The sequence below is a fragment of the Paenirhodobacter ferrireducens genome, from assembly GCF_004022265.1.
GTDB classification, from domain to species: Bacteria; Pseudomonadota; Alphaproteobacteria; order Rhodobacterales; family Rhodobacteraceae; genus Rhodobacter; species Rhodobacter ferrireducens.
This window is the reverse complement of sequence record NZ_SAVB01000028.1, coordinates 54,636-71,054: the sequence shown is the minus strand read 5'-3', so window position 1 is coordinate 71,054 and position 16,419 is coordinate 54,636. Positions and strand designations below refer to the sequence as shown.

General features: G+C 68.1%; 17 protein-coding genes. 1 reads left to right on the top strand and 16 read right to left on the bottom strand.

Features of this window, described 5'->3' with window-relative positions:
* The 11 genes from EOW65_RS18170 to EOW65_RS18120 form a co-directional block, all read right to left on the bottom strand.
* Positions 1-165, bottom strand: a 165-nt coding sequence (locus EOW65_RS18170; protein ID WP_164880155.1) for an ATP-binding cassette domain-containing protein, incomplete at its 3' end; no start/stop codon positions are given.
* A gap of 30 nt (positions 166-195) precedes the next feature.
* Positions 196-843 carry an amino acid ABC transporter permease gene (locus EOW65_RS18165; RefSeq protein ID WP_128151838.1) on the bottom strand — a complete coding sequence of 216 codons (648 nt, stop codon included), beginning with the start codon at positions 841-843 and terminating at the stop codon, positions 196-198.
* Positions 840-1,508, bottom strand: coding sequence for an amino acid ABC transporter permease (locus tag EOW65_RS18160; protein WP_128151836.1), 669 nt, complete (start codon positions 1,506-1,508; stop codon positions 840-842). The genes EOW65_RS18165 and EOW65_RS18160 overlap by 4 nt, the downstream gene beginning before the upstream one ends.
* Positions 1,509-1,535: 27 nt before the next feature.
* Positions 1,536-2,339, bottom strand: a complete 804-nt coding sequence (locus EOW65_RS18155; RefSeq protein WP_128151834.1) for a transporter substrate-binding domain-containing protein — start codon at positions 2,337-2,339, stop codon at positions 1,536-1,538.
* 147 nt (positions 2,340-2,486) lie between these two features.
* Positions 2,487-3,452: an oligopeptide/dipeptide ABC transporter ATP-binding protein gene (locus tag EOW65_RS18150; RefSeq protein WP_128151832.1), complete on the bottom strand. Its 966-nt coding sequence runs from the start codon at positions 3,450-3,452 to the stop codon at positions 2,487-2,489.
* A complete protein-coding gene (locus tag EOW65_RS18145; protein WP_128151830.1) occupies positions 3,449-4,426 on the bottom strand; it encodes an ABC transporter ATP-binding protein in 978 nt (325 codons plus the stop codon). Before EOW65_RS18145 ends, EOW65_RS18150 begins: the two co-directional genes overlap by 4 nt.
* Positions 4,423-5,286 (bottom strand): ABC transporter permease, encoded by an 864-nt coding sequence (locus tag EOW65_RS18140; protein WP_128151828.1) that lies wholly within the window; start codon positions 5,284-5,286, stop codon positions 4,423-4,425. The genes EOW65_RS18145 and EOW65_RS18140 overlap by 4 nt, the downstream gene beginning before the upstream one ends.
* Positions 5,286-6,206 carry an ABC transporter permease gene (locus EOW65_RS18135; RefSeq protein WP_128151826.1) on the bottom strand — a complete coding sequence of 307 codons (921 nt, stop codon included), beginning with the start codon at positions 6,204-6,206 and terminating at the stop codon, positions 5,286-5,288. Before EOW65_RS18135 ends, EOW65_RS18140 begins: the two co-directional genes overlap by 1 nt.
* A 51-nt stretch (positions 6,207-6,257) precedes the next feature.
* Entirely contained in the window at positions 6,258-7,772 is a 1,515-nt protein-coding gene (locus EOW65_RS18130) for an ABC transporter substrate-binding protein (protein ID WP_128151824.1), read from the bottom strand.
* Positions 7,769-8,446 carry an RraA family protein gene (locus EOW65_RS18125; protein ID WP_128151822.1) on the bottom strand — a complete coding sequence of 226 codons (678 nt, stop codon included), beginning with the start codon at positions 8,444-8,446 and terminating at the stop codon, positions 7,769-7,771. Before EOW65_RS18125 ends, EOW65_RS18130 begins: the two co-directional genes overlap by 4 nt.
* Positions 8,447-8,500: 54 nt before the next feature.
* Positions 8,501-8,851, bottom strand: a complete 351-nt coding sequence (locus EOW65_RS18120) for a RidA family protein (protein WP_128151819.1) — start codon at positions 8,849-8,851, stop codon at positions 8,501-8,503.
* A 163-nt stretch (positions 8,852-9,014) separates the two neighbouring features.
* On the opposite strand from EOW65_RS18120, the gene EOW65_RS18115 reads away from it, so the two are divergent.
* On the top strand, positions 9,015-9,950 hold the full coding sequence (locus EOW65_RS18115) for a LysR family transcriptional regulator (RefSeq protein ID WP_113901217.1): 936 nt from the start codon (positions 9,015-9,017) through the stop codon (positions 9,948-9,950).
* A gap of 57 nt (positions 9,951-10,007) precedes the next feature.
* Here the strand turns inward: EOW65_RS18115 and EOW65_RS18110 are convergent, their stop codons facing one another.
* The 5 genes from EOW65_RS18110 to EOW65_RS18090 all read right to left on the bottom strand — a co-directional run bounded on the left by EOW65_RS18110 (position 10,008) and on the right by EOW65_RS18090 (position 16,418).
* On the bottom strand, positions 10,008-10,937 hold the full coding sequence (locus tag EOW65_RS18110) for an ornithine cyclodeaminase family protein (protein ID WP_128151817.1): 930 nt from the start codon (positions 10,935-10,937) through the stop codon (positions 10,008-10,010).
* Positions 10,937-12,187 carry a Zn-dependent hydrolase gene (locus EOW65_RS18105; protein WP_128151815.1) on the bottom strand — a complete coding sequence of 417 codons (1,251 nt, stop codon included), beginning with the start codon at positions 12,185-12,187 and terminating at the stop codon, positions 10,937-10,939. Before EOW65_RS18105 ends, EOW65_RS18110 begins: the two co-directional genes overlap by 1 nt.
* Before the next feature lie 214 nt (positions 12,188-12,401).
* A complete protein-coding gene (locus EOW65_RS18100) occupies positions 12,402-13,424 on the bottom strand; it encodes a histone deacetylase family protein (RefSeq protein ID WP_128151813.1) in 1,023 nt (340 codons plus the stop codon).
* Between the two features lies 1 nt (position 13,425).
* Positions 13,426-14,835, bottom strand: coding sequence for an FAD-binding oxidoreductase (locus EOW65_RS18095; RefSeq protein WP_128151811.1), 1,410 nt, complete (start codon positions 14,833-14,835; stop codon positions 13,426-13,428).
* Entirely contained in the window at positions 14,832-16,418 is a 1,587-nt protein-coding gene (locus EOW65_RS18090) for an ABC transporter ATP-binding protein (RefSeq protein WP_128151809.1), read from the bottom strand. Before EOW65_RS18090 ends, EOW65_RS18095 begins: the two co-directional genes overlap by 4 nt.
* Position 16,419: the final 1 nt, after the last annotated feature.

Here is a 16,419-nt window from a genome sequence, read left to right as displayed (position 1 = left end):
GTTGATGCAGCGGATCAGCGTCGACTTGCCCGAGCCCGAGGGCCCGGCGATGACGATCCGCTCGCCCCGGTTCACCGTCAGGTTCACGTCGCGCAGCACGTGAAACGCGCCGTACCACTTGTTCATGGTCTCGATCTGGATCGCCACCTCGTCCGAGATCTGCATCCTGTTGGCCATCGGCTTTCCTTTCGGAGATCAGGCGCGCGCCTGTCGGGTTTCGAGCCATTTCGCACAGCGGGTCAGCGGGAAGCACATCGCGAAATAGAGGAGCGCGACGAGGCCATAGACCCGGAACGGCTGGAATGTTGCATTGTTGAGCGCGTCGGCGGTGCGCACCAGCTCCTCGAAACCGAGGATCGAGGCCAGCGCCGTCGCCTTGATGAGCTGGACGAGAAAACCGACCGTGGGCCCGAGCGTGATGCAGAAGGCCTGCGGCAGGATCACCAGGCGCAGCTCCTGCCACCGGGTCAGGCCAAGGCTTGCGCCGGCATCCCACTGGCCTTCGGGCAGCGACTCGACGCCGCCGCGCCAGATCTCGGCGAGATAGGCCGAGGCGTAGATCGTCAGCCCGAGCGCCGCCGCCGTCCAGGGCTCGATGCGCAGGCCGAATTGCGGCAGGCCGAAGAAGATCAGGAACAGCAGCAGCAGCAGCGGCGTACCCTGGAAGATCTCGATATAGAGATAGGTCACGCGGCGCAGCCCCCGTCGCGACGAGATCCGCGCGAACAGGATTGCCAGCCCGACGATCATCCCGCCGATGAACGCCGCAGCCGAGAGCAGCAGCGTCCAGCGCGCCGCGAACAGCAGGTTGCGCAGCAGGTCCCACAGGGTGAATTCGATCATGACAGCCCCGGCCCCAGATAGCGCCTGGCACAGAAATTCAGCACGCGCCGCAGCAGGACCGACAGCCCGAGATAGAGTGCCGCGGCGACGAGGAAGGTCTCGAACGGGCGGAAGGTCTCGCTCTGGATCAGGTTCGCGCGCATCGTCAGCTCGCGCACCGAGATCTGCGAGACGACCGCGGAATCGAGCATGGTGATCACCACCTGGCTTGCCAGCGCCGGGAAGATCACCGCCAGCGCCTGCGGCAGCACCACCTTGACGAAAACGATGCGCGGCCGCAGGCCGAGCGCCTGTGCCGCCTCGCGCTGCCCGGCCCCCACCGCCGCAAGGCCTGCCGCGACGATCTCGGTCGCATAGGCGCCGACGTTCAGCGTCATTGCGATCACCGCCGCCAGGATCGGGTCGAGGTTCATCCCGACGCTCGGCAGGCCGAAGTAGATGAAGAACAGCTGGACGATGAACGGCGTATTGCGGATCGACTCGACATAGAGCCCGACCGCCGCACGCAGCCAGCCGATCCGGCCCCGGCGCGCGGCGGCGCCGAGAACGCTGATGAGAAGCCCCAGAAGAGTAGAGCAGACGGTGAGCCAGAGGGTCATCCCCGCGCCCTCGAGCAGGGCGCGGAAACCGGTCTCCAGCCAGCCGAAATCCAGACCGTTGGCCATGCGTCTTTCGCCGCCGGATCCGGCCGATTACTCGGCGGGCTTCAGGTTTTCGACCTTCAGCGGCGTCTTCAGCCAGGTCTCGGAGGCGGCGTTCAGCGACCCGTCGTCGATCATCGCCTGCACCGCGGCATTGACCGCCCCGATCATCGCCGTCTCGTCCTTGCGCACTGCGATATGTGAGGGCGAGGACATCAGCTGGAATTTCTCCTCGGGCTGCAGCGCGGTCTGCTTTGCAAGCACCTGCGCACCGACGTTGTTGCCCACTGCCATCAGATCGGTCTGGCCGGTGATGAAGGCCTGAATCACCGCGCTGTAATTCGGGAACCGGCGGATCGTCGCGCTTTCGGGCGCCGCCTTGGTCAGCGAGCTGTCCTCGAGCGTGCCCTGGTTGACCGCGATCGCCTTGCCGGCAAGATCGGCCGGCCCCTCGATCTTCGCGGCCTGCGGACCGATGACGGCGATGTAATAGGGGGCATAGGCCTCGGCAAAGCCGATGGCCTTGGCGCGCTCGTCGGAATAGCCGACGCTCATCAGCATGTCGATGCGCTTGTCGTTCAGGAAGGCAATGCGGTTCTGGCCGTTCACCGGCACCAGATGCAGCTTGACCCCCAGGGCCTTGGCGATGCCGGTCGCGACATCGACATCATAGCCGATCGTGCTCATGTCGGTCGCCACCGAGGAGAAGGGCGGGAAGTCTGGGAAGATGCCGACGTTGATGACGCCCGCGGCCTTGATATCGGCCAGTTCGTCAGCACTGGCTGCACCGCAGACGGCTGCGAGCGTGGCGGTCGCCGCAAGAGCGAGGGCGCGGAAACGGGAGGTGAAGATCATCGATATCCCCTGTCGTGAGGTTTGTTTTGATTGAACATCAGTCTGCAGCTTTCGCGCCCGGACGTCCTGCCCGACGGTGGTCGCGGATTTATGGCTGTCATAGCGTCGGGCGCAGGCGCATGCCAGTCACCACCGCGTTCTCTCTCCTCAGGCGGGGCCGGCACAAAGGCAGCGGGCCAGGTGCTGGCCGTGCCTGTGCATCGGCACCGGAGCCTTGCGGCAGGCATCGTTGGCCATCGGACAGCGCGGTGCGAAGGCACAACCCGGTCCGCGGTGCAGCGGATCGGCGCTCGCCGTCCCGAGCCCGCTTTCGGGCAGCGCCGCCCCCGGCTCGGGCCGCAGCGTCGCGCCGAGCAGGGCCCGGGTGTAGGGATGGCGCGGTGCGGCAAAGAGCGGCGCGACGGGCGCCTCCTCGACCTTCTCGCCCAGATACATCACCGCCACCCGGTCGGCGAGATGCTCGACCACGGCGAGATTGTGACTGACAAACACCATCGTCAGCCCGAGTTCCGCCCGCAGCTCCAGAAGCAGGTTGATGACCTGCGCCTGCACGGACACATCGAGCGCCGAGGTCGGCTCGTCGCAGATCAGCACCTTCGGCCGCGCGATCAGCGCACGGGCGATGGCAACGCGCTGACGCTGGCCACCCGAAAGCTCAGCCGGATAGGCATCGGCAAGCCGCACCGGAAACCCCACGCGATCGAGCATCTCGCGCATCCGTGGCCCGGGGTCGGTGCCGCGCTCGTGCAGGCGCAGCGGCTGCGCCACGAGCTCACCCACCCGCCGCGTCGGGTTGAGCGATGAATAGGGATCCTGGAACACCGGCTGGATGCGGCGCACCCGCTCGGCCAGCGGCCAGGCGCCGATCTCGCGCCCATCGAGGAAGACCCGCCCCTCGTCCGGAGCGAGCAGGCCCAGCATGACGTTGACCGCCGTGCTTTTGCCACAGCCCGACTCGCCCACCAGCCCCAGCGTCTCGCCGGGCATCACCTGCAGCGACAGATCGTTCAGCGCGGTCAGCGTCGCAGGGCGCCGGAACATCCCCTGCAAGACGCGAAAGTGCTTGCCCACATGCTCAAGTTCCAGTGCAGGAACGTGGTTTGCCCGGGTCATTGCACGATCTCCACCGCAGGAAAGTGGCATTCCACCCGGCCGTCCGGCAGGGCAACATCAGACGGCGGGCGGGCGGCGCAAAGCGTCTCCCCCCGGGCGCAGCGCTCGCAAAAGGCACAGCCGGCGATCGGCTCGATCAGCCCCGGCACCCGTCCCGGGATCGCCGGAAGCGGCGTGCCGCGCGGCGTGCGCCCCGGCACCGGGATCGCCGCCATCAGCCCGGCGGTGTAGGGATGGGCCGGACGGCGGAAGATCCGGCTGGCCGAGCCTTCCTCGACGATCCGCCCGGCATACATCACCGCCACCCGATCGGCGATTGCCGCGACCACCCCGAGGTCATGCGTGATCAGCAGCAGACCCAGCCCAAGATCGCGCTGCAACCCGGCCAGAAGGCTCAGAATCTGGGCCTGGATGGTGACGTCGAGCGCGGTTGTCGGCTCATCGGCGATCAGGAATTTCGGCTCGCTCATCAGCGCCATGGCAATCATCAGCCGCTGCCGCTGCCCGCCCGAGAACTGGTGCGGATACTGCCCGAGCCGCTGCCCCGCGCGGGCGATGCCGACGCGCTCGAGAAGCGCGATCGCCCGCGCCTCGGCCGCCCGTCGCGTCAGCCCCTCGGTGTGGATCACCCCCTCGGTCAGCTGCCGCCCGACCGTCAGCGTCGGATTGAGCGAGGTCATCGGGTCCTGGAAGATCATCGACAGCCCCCTGCCCCGCAACGTCTTCCACGCCGCGCGCCCACGTCCCGCCATCTCCTGCCCGAGCAGGGTGAAGCGCCCGGATCTGGTCTGCGCCGTCTTCGGGCCAAGCCCCATCAGCGTCATCGCGGTAAGCGACTTGCCGCAGCCGGATTCGCCCACGAGGCACAGCGTCTCGCCCGCCGCGAGCCGCAGGTCGACGCCGCGCACGGCGCGCAACAGCCCACGTTCGGTCGGGATCGCGACATGCAGGTCTTGCAGATCGAGCAGGGTCATTTCAGCCGTCCTCCGGTGATGTCGCGCAGCCCGTCGCCCAGCAGGTTGACGGCCAGCACCAGCACGCACAGCGCCGCCCCGGGCAGCGCGGTCAGCCACGGGTCGAACAGGATGTTGTCGCGCCCCTCCGAGATCATCAGCCCCCAGGACGGCGTCGGCGCGCGCACCCCGAGCCCGAGGAAGGACAGCGCCGCCTCGAGCAGGATCACGTTCGCCACCTCGAGCGTCATCACCACGATCAGCGCCGCGCGCATGTTCGGCAGCAATTCGAGGAACAGGATCCGCACCTGGCCTGCCCCGATCGCGCGCAGCCCCTTGATGAAGTCGCGCGAGCGCAGCGACTGCGCCGCCGCACGCGAGACGACGGCGAAACGGTCCCACAGCAGGAGCCCGAGCACCGTGATCAGCGTCGCAAGCGAGGCGCCGGCAAAGGCGACCGCGGCCAGTGCCACCAGCACGATCGGCAGCGACAGGCGGGTGGTGATGATGAAGCTGATCCCCATGTCCGCGAGGCCGCCGAAATAGCCGGCCACCAGACCGAGCGAGATCCCGATCAGACCCGAGACGAGAACCACGCCGAAGCCGACACCGAGCGAGATCCGCGCCCCGTAAATGAGCCGCGACAGGTAGTCGCGACCGAGATGATCGGTGCCGAGCAGATGCGTGGGGTCCGTGCCCTCGATCCAGAACGGCGGCAGCAGGCGCCGCGTCAGGTCCTGCGAATAGGGGTCATGCGGTGCGAGCAGCGGCGCGAGCACCGCGACCAGCACCATCAGCACGACAACGCTGCCGCCGCTCATCAGCGCCACATTACGCAGCCCCCTGCGCCACAAGGCGGGTCGGATCACCTCCTCGGCCATCAGCGCACTCCCCGGATGCGCGGATCGAGCCACGCATTGACAAGATCCGCCGCCGTGGTCAGCACCACATAGACCAGAGACAGGATCAGGATGACGGCCTGCACCACAGGCAGGTCGGCGCGCAGCAGCGACTCCCAGGCGAGACGCCCGAGCCCGTTCAGCGCGAACACGCTCTCGATCACGATCGAGCCGGACAGCAGCACCCCGAGCTGCAATGCGGCCAGCGACACCAGAGGCAGGATGGCGTTGCGCAGCGCGTGCCCCACGATCACCTGCCACGTCGGCAGCCCCTTGGCCTCGGCGCTGCGGATGTAATCGGTGCCGAGCACCTCGATCATCCCGGAGCGGGTGATCCGCATCATTGCCGGCATCGCCGAATAGGCCAGCACCACCACCGGCAGGATATAGCCTTGCCAGGTGTCCGCCCCCGAGGTCGGAACGAGGCCATGCCAGACGCCGAAGACGACGATCGCCATCAGTCCGAGCCAGAAGCTCGGCACCGCCTGGCCGGTCACCGCGAGCAGCAGCGCCAGCCGGTCGGTGAGGCCGCCGGGCTTGCGCGCCGCGACGATGCCAAGCGGCACCGCCACGACCAGCGCCAGCGTGAAGGACACCCCCCCCAGGATCGCCGTCACCGGCAGCCGCGCCCGGACGATCTCGGTCACCGGCATGTTGAAATAGATGCTCTGGCCGAAGTCGCCGCGCAGCACATGCCCGACCCAGCCGAGATATTGCACCACATAGGGGCGGTCGAAGCCATAGGCGTGGCGGATCGCCTCGGCGTCCCTGGCCGAGCCGCCCGCACCCGCGATGGCGACGGCGGGGTCACCGACGACGAACATCAGCCCGAAGCTGAGCGCCGAGACGGCCACGCAGACGCACAGTGCCACCGCAAGGCGGCGCAACAGATAGACAAGCATGAAAACCTCCTGGCGACGGGGGGAAGTTCCCCCCGTGCTGGGTCGGAAGGGTCACTTCCAGGACGACTGCCAGAACCGGGCGAACTCGTCCGGGTAGGGCCTGAAGGACAGGTCTTTCGACAAGCCATAGTTCACGTTGAAGCTGTACATCGGCACGACCCAGGCCTCGTCAGCGATCCGCGAGAGCGCCTTGGCGTAATCCGCCTTGCGCAGCTCCGGATCGGTCGCAGTATCGGCCTCGTGCAGCCAGCCGCTCAGCTCGGCATCCTGCACCAGATCGTCGGCGCCGCCGCCGAAGAAGTTCGACAGCAGGAAGGCCACATCGCCCACGCCATAGCTGCCCCAGTTCGAGAAGAACGCGGGCGCCTGCCGCTCGCGCCATTTCGAGACACCCGCCGCATATTGCAGCTCGTCGAGCTGGACGGTGATGCCCACCTTCGCCAGATCGGCAGCGATCGCCTCGGCAACCGGGCGCGGCATGGCGGCAAAGGTCATCGGCAGGCTCAGCCCGTCCTTGTAGCCCGCTTCGGCCAGCAGCGCCTTCGCCTTGTCCGGATCATAGGCGTATTGCGTCACCGCATCGGTGCAGCCGAACTGCGCCGGGTTGCAAAACGCCTTCAGCACCTCCGAGGCCCCGCCGGCAAAGGCGCGGGTGATCGCGTCGCGGTCGATCGCATGGGCCACCGCCTGACGCACCCGCAGGTCCTTCAGCGGCGTGTCGCCGCTGGCCGCGACCGGCGCGAGGTTGAGGAAGGAGATCCGCATGATCGGCGCGGAAACGATCTGGACACGCGACGCCAGCCGGTCGGCCTGATCGGGCGGGATCCGCCACATCCAGTCGAGCTTGCCCGACATCAGCTCGGCATATTGGGTGTTCAGCTCGGGCATGGTGCGCACGACGATCGTCTTGATCTGCGCCCCGGCCTTCGGGCTTTCGGGGGAGATGCCGTCCCAGCGTTCGAGGACGTATTTCACCCCGGGTTCCTGCGAGACCAGCCGATAGGGGCCGGTGCCGACCGGCGCCTTGGCCATGCCGGCAGAGCCGACCGCGTCGAAATAGGCATGCGGATAGATCGGCAGCGAGCCCGCCAGCATCTCGAAGGCGCCGGCGAAGGGTTTCGCCATGTGGATGCGGACAGTGTAGTCATCAACCTTTTCGACGCGCGCGATCCAGTCGACGGAAATCGCGTAGCGCGTGCCGTAATCGGGTTTGATGACGGTGTTCAGCGTGTCGACCACGTCATCGGCGGTGAAGGCCGCACCATTGTGGAAGGTGACGTCACGGCGCAGCTTGAACTCGAGCGTGAGCGGGTCGGGCTGGCTCCAGCTTTCGGCCAGAAGGCCCTTGAAGGTGCCGCTGTCCATGTCTTTGTAGAGCAGGCCGTCATAGACGTGGCGGGCGAGGATCAGCCCCTCGCGACCGGCGATCTTGTAGGTGTCGAGCGGTTCGGGCTCGAGCGAAAAGGCGACGTTCAGCGTGTCGCTCGCCTTGTCGGCAAGCACCGGCGTTGCCAGCATCGCGACTGCGGCGCCCGAAAGCAGGATCTGCGTCAGGGATGGGGTCATGGTTGTCCTCTCTGTTGACGGAAGCTCAGGTTCAGAAGGCTGCGCCGCGTCCCGTCGTCGTCGGGCTTCGTTTCGGCCTGGATCGCCTTCAGGGTTTCTCCCGCCTTCAGCCGGCGGAGGATGTCGATTTCGGCATGCTGCATCTGGCGCGCGATGGCGGCGTTCTCGGCCACCGTGGCGGGATCGAGAACCACCACACCGCTTTCATCGGCAAGGATGATGTCGCCACGGCTCACCATCGAGCCGCCACAGGTCACCGTTCCCCCGACATGGCCGGCCATCTGCCGGTTGCGCGTGGTGACCGGCGAGCGTCCCCGGCACCAGATCGGAAGGCCAAGCGCGAGAAGCGCCGAAAGATCGGTCACGAACCCGTCGATCACCACCCCCGCGACGCCGCGCGACGCCGCGGCCTGAGCGGTCACCGCACCGAAACAGGCGTGGCGCAGATCGCCGCAGCGATCGATGACGATCACCTCGCCGGGCGCGGCGATCGACAGCGCCTCGACCAGGGCCGAACCGTCGACCCCCGGCAGCCGCACGGTCAGCGCCGGGCCCCAGATGCGCCGGTCGGGGATCAGCGCCTGGATCGCCGGGGCCATGAAGCCTTCGGTGAGGAAATGGCCAAGCGTGGCGGTCTCGATCGCACTCAGATCGGGGCAAAGGGCGGGGGGCATGGCATCTCCGGTTCCGGCTGCCCCGGCGGAAAGGGGGGCAGCCATAGGCTGTGCTTATTGATGGCAGGCGGCAGTGACGATGAATTCCACCCGATATCCGGGCCCGGCAAGGCGCGCCTCGCCACAGGCCCGCACCGGCGGGTTCGCCGGGTCGACCCAGGCGTCATAGACCGCGTTCATGGCATCGAAATCCGCCATGTCGGCCAGCCAGACGATCACCTGCAAAAGATGTGCGCGATCGCTTCCGGCCTCGGCCAGCAGCGCATCCACGGCAGAAAGAGCCTGTTTTACCTGGGTGGTCACGTCGGCCGCCGGATCGCCGACCTGCCCGGCAAGCCAGATTGTGTCGCCATGGATGACGGCCTGGCTCATACGCGGGCCGGGGTGCAGGCGGGAGAGGGTCATTGCTCTGGGCTCCATGTTCACGGGGACCCCCAGACGCTACGCACCGGGCGGCGTCGAACCTAGATGGCAATTGCCTCCGGTCTTGATCCGAAGAATAGTCTTTGCCTATGCTTTGGCCCCGCCAGACCGTGCTAGAAGCATGCAGCCTACCGGAGACTCGCCCATGCCTCAGCGTCCCGATCTGTCCGATCTGAACTGGAACCTGCTGCGCAGCTTCTGCGTCATCGCAGAGGAAAAGGGGCTCACCCGCGCGGCAAAGCGGCTGAACATGAGCCAGCCCTCGGTCAGCCTCGCGCTGCAGAAGCTGGAAGACCAGCTCGGCTGCCAGCTGATCTTCCGCGGCAGCCGGCACTTTGCCCTCACCCTGCGCGGCGAGAAGATCTATCAGGAATGCGCCGAGATGTTCCGCGCCGTCGACCGCATCGGGGTTCTGACCGAGGACCGCAACGACGAGGAATTCGGCGAGCTGCGGCTCAGCATCATCAGCCAGCTGCACTCGCCACTGATCGACGAGGCGATCCGGCTCTATCATCAGCGCCATCCCTCGATCAGCTGGCGGATCGACGTGCAGAACTCTGCCGAGACGGTGCGCCGGATCACCAACGAGAAGGCCGGCATCGGCATCTGCCTGCTGACCAAGCCGCTGATCACGCTGACCTGCCGCCACCTCTTCCGCGAGGAGTTCGGCATCTTCTGCGGCGCGGAACATTCGCTTTACGGCCGCACCGAGGTGACCTCGCGGGATCTGCAGCAGGAATCCTTCGTCGCCTTCACCTGCGCCACCGAAGGCATGGGGCTTGAGCCGATGATCATGCTGCGCGAGGGGCTGAACCTCGGCAACCGGATCGGCGGATCGAGCCCCGACCTGCAGGAGGTGCAGCGGATGATCACTGCCGGCCTTGGCATCGGCATCCTGCCTCTGCCCGCGGCCTTCGACGAGCAGAAGGCCGGGCGGCTCTGGCCGCTGCGGCTGACCGATCAGCCGCTCGGCGCGGATGTCTTTCTCGTCCACAGCCCGCTGACGCAGCCCACCCCGCCCGAGCAGAAATTCATCGACCTGCTCGAAGAACTGCTGTCGCTCTATCCGGATATGGGCTGAGAAAACCGAAAGGGGGGCGTCATCGCCCCCCTGCCCGCCGCGCCTTCGCCCGAGGCGTCAGCCTGCCGCCACCTGCATCGCGGCCAGCAGGTCTTCCTGCGACAGCCCGACCGACTTGAAGAGCGTGCGCTCGGTCGCGTCGCGGCGCCCCGGAGCGCCGCGCGTCAGTTCGGCCAGATCCGCGACGATCGCCGCCGGATCGAAGGCCCCTTCCGCCGCCGGCTGGGCAAGATCGCCCGCAAGCAGCGCGCCCGGCCGGCCATCGACGAAGACCCGCGCCTGCGTCACCGCAAGCGTATCGCTTTCGCGCATGTCCGCCTTGAAGGCGCCGATCAGATCAAGGTGACTGCCCGGGCGCAGCCACGCGCCGCGGATCATCGGTTGCGTCGATGCGGTGACGCAGGACACCACATCCGCCGCGCGACAGGCGCTTTCAAGATCCGCCGCGGCCTCGGCCGCAAGCCCCTTCGCCGCCAGCGCCCGGGCCACGCGCTGCGCCTTCTCCGGGCTGCGCCCCCAGACCAGAACGCGGTCGTAGCTGCGCACCGCCGCATGGGCCTCGGCCACCGCCATCGCCAGTTGCCCGGTCCCGACGACGGTCAGCACGCGCGCATCGCGCCGCACAAGGTATTCCGCCGCCAGCGCCGAGGCCGCCGCAGTACGCCGTGCGGTCAGTGCGTCGCCCTCGATTGCGGCAACGCAGTGGCCGTCGGCGCCATCAAACAGCAGATAGCCCGCGTTGATCGTCGCCTGCCCCTTCGCGGCATTGCCGGGAAAGAAGGTCACCACCTTGACGCCGATCGCGCGCCCGCCTTCCCACGCCGGCATCACCAGCAGCGTCGCGGTCTCGCCCCCCGGCAGCTCGATGGCCAGGGATTGCCGCGCCGGCGCGATCGCCGCACCGCTTGCGAACCCGTCACGCAAAGCGGCGATCAGGCCCGGCCAGTCGAGGGCGGCCTCAACCGCCGCATGATCGAAGACCTGCATCAGCGATCCGCCCGCGCCACGGCCACATGCAGCAGCATGTTCACCCCGGCAACAAGATCGCCGGGGGTGCAGCTTTCGTTGTTGTTGTGGGTGATGCCGCCCTTGCAGGGGGTGAAGATCATCGCACTCGGAAAGCGCATCGCCATGTGATAGGCGTCGTGGCCGGCCTGGGCCTCGATGTCGCGCCAGTTCCAGCCCTGGCGCACCGCCTCGGCGCGGATCGCGTCGACCATGCCATGGTCAAAGATATCACCGCCCCAGGCCCATTCGTCCTCGATGGTAACGGAGCAGCCCGCACGCGCACCGGCCTCATGCGCGGCGCGGCGCATCTTCTCGGCCATCACCTTGGCGGTGATCGGGTCCGGGTGGCGCACATCGGCGACGCATTGCGCGGTCTCGGACAGGATGCCGGGCTTGTTCGGCCAGGCGGCGAGGCGCGAGCCGGTGGCCTTGCCGTCCATCACCGCGAAATCCCAGCCGATATCGTCGACCGCAGTCAGGAATCGCGCGCCGGCGATCAGCGCATTGTGGCGCAGGTCCATCGGCGTCGGGCCGGTGTGTGCGGTCTCGCCGTCGAACCGCACGCGGATGCCGTAGCTCGGATAGCCGCCGGTGACCACGCCCACCTGGCGTTTCTCGGCATCGAGGATCGGCCCCTGCTCGATGTGCAGCTCGAAATAGGCGTCGACGTCCCCGGGCGCCGCACCGCAGGGCATCTCCCCCTTGTAGCCGATGCGTTCAAGCTCGTCGCCAAAGCGCGCCCCGTCGTCCGAGATCAGTGCATGCGCCCAGTCCGCCGTGTAGCGCCCGACGAAGACGCCTGAGGCAATCATCGGCGGGGAGAAGCGCGCGCCCTCCTCGTTCGTCCAGTCGACGACGACGATCGGCCGCTTCGTCACATGGCCGAGATCGTTCAGCGTCCGGACCACCTCGAGCCCGGCCAGCACCCCTGCGATGCCGTCAAAGCGGCCTCCGTTGATCTGCGTGTCAAGGTGGCTGCCGATCAGGATCGGCGGCAGGCCGGGCTCGGTGCCCTCGCGCCGGCCGTAGATCGTGCCCATCTCGTCGACGCGGACGGCAAGGCCCGCGGCCTCGCACCAGGCGACGAACTGATCGCGCATCTCGCGGTCGCTGTCGGTCAGGGTCAGGCGGGCAAGGCCCCCTTCGCGGCCCTGCCCGATCTCGGCCGAGCGCTGGATGGTCGACCAGTAGCGGTCGAGGTCGATGCGGGCATCGGGGGTAAAGCTCATGGGAACCTCCTGGAGTGTCGGATGTCGCCACCGGGCGCGGCAGCGGGCGGGAGGCGGGCTCCCCGTCGCCGCCAGACAAGCACCGCGGCCGCCGGAACTCAAATAGGTGCAGGCTATGCCTATGATCTGGAAAGGTTATCCCGGGAATCTGGCATGCCGAAACCGCGCCCGGGGCCTTCCCGGACGCGGCTACCGGCTGGTGCCGGGCGGTTCGTCAGGCCGATTGCAGCCCTGCGAGAAGGCTGGTGAGGTTGGCGTGCAGGCTCGGCTGCATGTACCCGCCTTCCTGCACGCTCAGCACCGGCAGGCCGAGGCCAGCGATCGCCCGACCGATGCGCGCGAAGCCCGCCGTGGTCACGCCAAGGCCGTGGAACGGATCGTCCTCATGCGCATCAAGCCCCTGCGCCACCACCACGACCGAGGCCCCGAAACAGGCGATCTGATCGAGCGCACGGTCGAGCGCGGCGAGATAGCCCTCGGTATCGGTGCCGCGGGCGAGCGGCAGGTTCAGATTGTAGCCGATCCCCGCGCAGGCGCCGCACTCCTGCGCGCCGCCGGCATAGAACGGGTAGAACTGTTCCGGATCGACATGCAGCGAGACCGTCAGCACGTCGTCACGCTCGTAGAAGATGCCCTGCGTGCCGTTGCCGTGATGCACGTCGATATCGAGGATCGCCGGGCGGTGGCCGCGCGCGCGCAGATACTCGGCCGCGATGCCGCTGTTGTTGAGGAAGCAGAACCCGCCCGCGACCTCGCGATAGGCATGATGGCCCGAGGGGCGCGACAGCGCATAGGCCCGGCGTGCGCCCGACAGGATCTCGTCCGCGCCACTCAGCGCGGTCTGCGCCGACCAGTAGATCGCCTCCCAGCTTTTTGCCGAGATCGGGCAGGAGGTATCGGTGTTGTGGTAGCCGATCTGCGCCTCGGTGGTCCAGGCATAGATCCGCTCGCGCTCAGGGACGATGCGGCCGGGGACGACCTCGACAAGGTCGGTCACCTCGGCACGACGCCGGTCGTAGATCGTACGCAGGAACGACAGATAGCGCGGCGTGTGCAGCGCGGCGAGCGGCGCCATCCCGTGATCGGTGCTCGGCGCAGCCGTCAGCCCTGCCGCCAGCGCACCGCGCAACAGCTCCGCCACGCGGTCGGGGCGGTCGGGGTTCAGCACCACCTTGCCGTCCTGCAACCGGAAGCGCGGATCGTGCAGCCGCTGGCGTTCGTCGAAAAAGACCTTCATGTCAGTCTCCTGTCCTGTTGGCCCCGGCCGGGGGAAGCGTCTTGCCGGGATTGAGAATTCCGCGCGGATCGAGCGCCGCCTTGATCGCCCGCATCGCGTCGAGCGCCACCGGATCCTTGTAGCGCGCCATCGGGGCGAGCTTCGACAGCCCCACCCCGTGCTCGGCCGAGAAGGTGCCGTTCAGCTCCATCGCCAGCGCGTCGATCTCGGCGCGCAGAGCGGCCATCAGGGCGGGCTCGTCGCGCGTCGGATAGCAGGTGTAATGGATGTTTCCGTCGCCCAGATGCGCGACCGACATCAGCCCGCAGCCCGGATCGCGGGCCTGAAGGCGCGGTTCGATCCGGCGCAGGTAATCCGCCACCCGGTCGCGCGGCACGGCGATGTCGGTGTCGATCACCGGGTTCCGGCGGAACGAGATTTCCGCCGCCGCCTCGCGCCGGGCCCACATCTGGCGCCGCTGCGCCTCGTTCTGGGCGATGACCGCATCGGTGACAGTGCCCTCTTCCATCGCCGCGGCGAGAACGGATTCGAGCGCCATGCCCGGCCCCTCGCCCGGCTGCGGCGCGGCAAGCTCGACCAGCAGGTTGACGGGATGGGGGGCGTCGAACGGCTCGCGGCTGTCGGGGACGATCTCCAGATAGCCCTCGACGAAGCTGCGCGGCATGAACTCGAAGGCGACGACGGCATTGCCCGAGGCATCCTGCAACGCGTTCAGCAGCCCCGGTGCGGGATCAAGCGTCTCCATCGCCACCATCGCGGTGACCACCGTCGCCGGCAGCGGATGCAGTTTCAGCACCGCCGCGGTGATGATGCCAAGCTGCCCCTCGGCGCCGATCACCAGATCGCGCAGATCGAAGCCCGAGTTGTTCTTGTGCAGCGCCGTCATCAGATCCATCACCCGGCCGTCGGCCAGAACCACCTCGACGCCCAGACACAGATCGCGGGTATTGCCGTAGCGCAGCACATTCGCCCCGCCCGCGTTGGTCGACAGCACGCCGCCGATCATCGCCGAACCCGAGGCGCCGAAGGACAGCGGGAACATCAGCCCCTGTTCCGCCGCCGCCGCGTTCAGCGCATCGACGATCACCCCGGCCTCGACCACCGCGACGCGCGCGTCCGCGCGGATCTCGCGCAGCCGGTTCAGCCGCCCGAGCGACAGCGCAATCGCGCCCTCGCCGAGCGCGCCGCCGTTCAGCCCGGTGTTGCCCGAGACCGGCACCACCGCCACGCCCTGCGCACTGGCCAGACGCAGCACCGCCGCCACCTCGTCGCGGTCGGCCGGGCGCACCACGGCCAGAGGCGCACCGCGGTAATGCCCGGTCCAGTCGCTGTCCCAGGGGGCGGTGTCGGCCCCCGTCAGCACATGCACCGGCCCGACGATCGCCGCCAGAGCGGCCAGAAGCTCGCTCATGGCTGCACCTCCAGCCCCGGCGCGGCATCGAGCAGGCTGCGCGTATAGGCCTCGCGCGGGGCGCGGAAGACCTGTTCGACGGAGCCGAGTTCGACCACGCGCCCCTTCTGCATCACCGCGATCCGGTCGCAGATCTTGCCCGCGACACGCAGGTCATGGGTGACGAACAGCAAGGTCAGACCGAGCCGCTGCTTCAGATCCTCGAGCAGATCGAGCACCTGCGCCTGCACCGAGACATCAAGCGCCGAAACCGCCTCGTCGGCGACGATGATCTCGGGTTCGAGGGCGAGCGCCCGGGCGATGCCGATGCGCTGGCGCTGACCGCCCGAGAATTCGTGCGGGAAACGCTCCATCGCCGAGGCCTTCAGCCCGACGAGGCTCAGCAGTTCGCGGGCCCGTGCCTCGGCCTCGGCGCGGGGGCGGCCGTGGGCGATGGGGCCTTCGGTCAGAATGCGGCCGATGCGCGCGCGCGGATTGAGCGAGGCATAGGGATCCTGAAAGATCATCTGGATCCGCTTGCGATGCGCGCGCAGCGCTGCGCCCCTGAGATGCGAGATATCCTTGCCGTCCATCTCGATCGTGCCGGAATCGGGTGTGACCAGCTGCACGATGGCGCGCCCGAGCGTCGACTTGCCTGAGCCGGATTCGCCCACGATCCCCAGCGTCTCGCCCCGCATCAGATCGAGCGTGACGTGATCCGAGGCCTTCACCACCCGCGCCCCGGTGCGGAATTCCTTGACCAGATCGCGCACCCGCAGCAGCGGTTCCTCGCGCGCCGGTTCGTCGCGGAACTCGACCGTCGGGATCGCGGCGATCAGCCGGCGGGTATAGGGGTGATCGGGCGCCTTCAGCACCTTTTCGGCCGGGCCCTGCTCGACCAGCTCGCCCAGCTCGATCACCGCGACGTCATCGGCGATCTCGGACACGACGCCGAAATCGTGGGTGACGAACATCACCGCCATCCCGTGCCGGGTCTGCAAGTCCTTGATGAGGCGCAGGATCTGCGCCTGCGTGGTGACATCGAGGGCGGTCGTCGGCTCGTCCGCGATCAGCACCCGCGGCTCCAGCGCCAGCGCCATCGCGATCACCACGCGCTGGCGCTGCCCGCCCGAGAGCTGGAACGGATAGGCGAACTGAGCGCGCTCTGGGTCGGGGATGCCGACCTCGCGCAGCAGCTGCAGCGCCCGGGCCGCGCGCTCGGCGGGGGCGAGGCGACCATGGGCCTCGAACACCTCAGCGATCTGCGCACCGATCCGCATCAGCGGGTTGAGCGCGGTCATCGGCTCCTGGAAGATCATCGCGATGCCCTGACCGCGCAGCTCCTGATACTGCGCCTCGCTCAGGTGGGTGATGTCGCGGCCGCCGAACAGGATGCGGCCGGCGCCGACGCTGACGCCCTTCGGCAACAGCCCCATCACCGCATTCGCCGACATCGACTTGCCGGAACCGGATTCGCCCACGATGCACAGCGTGCGCCCGGGCCACAACTGCAGCGAGACGTCGCGGATCGCGTGCGGACGGTCGGCGCCCTCGGGCAGATCGACGGTCAGATGTTCGATGCTCAGGGTGGGTTCGATGTCCATC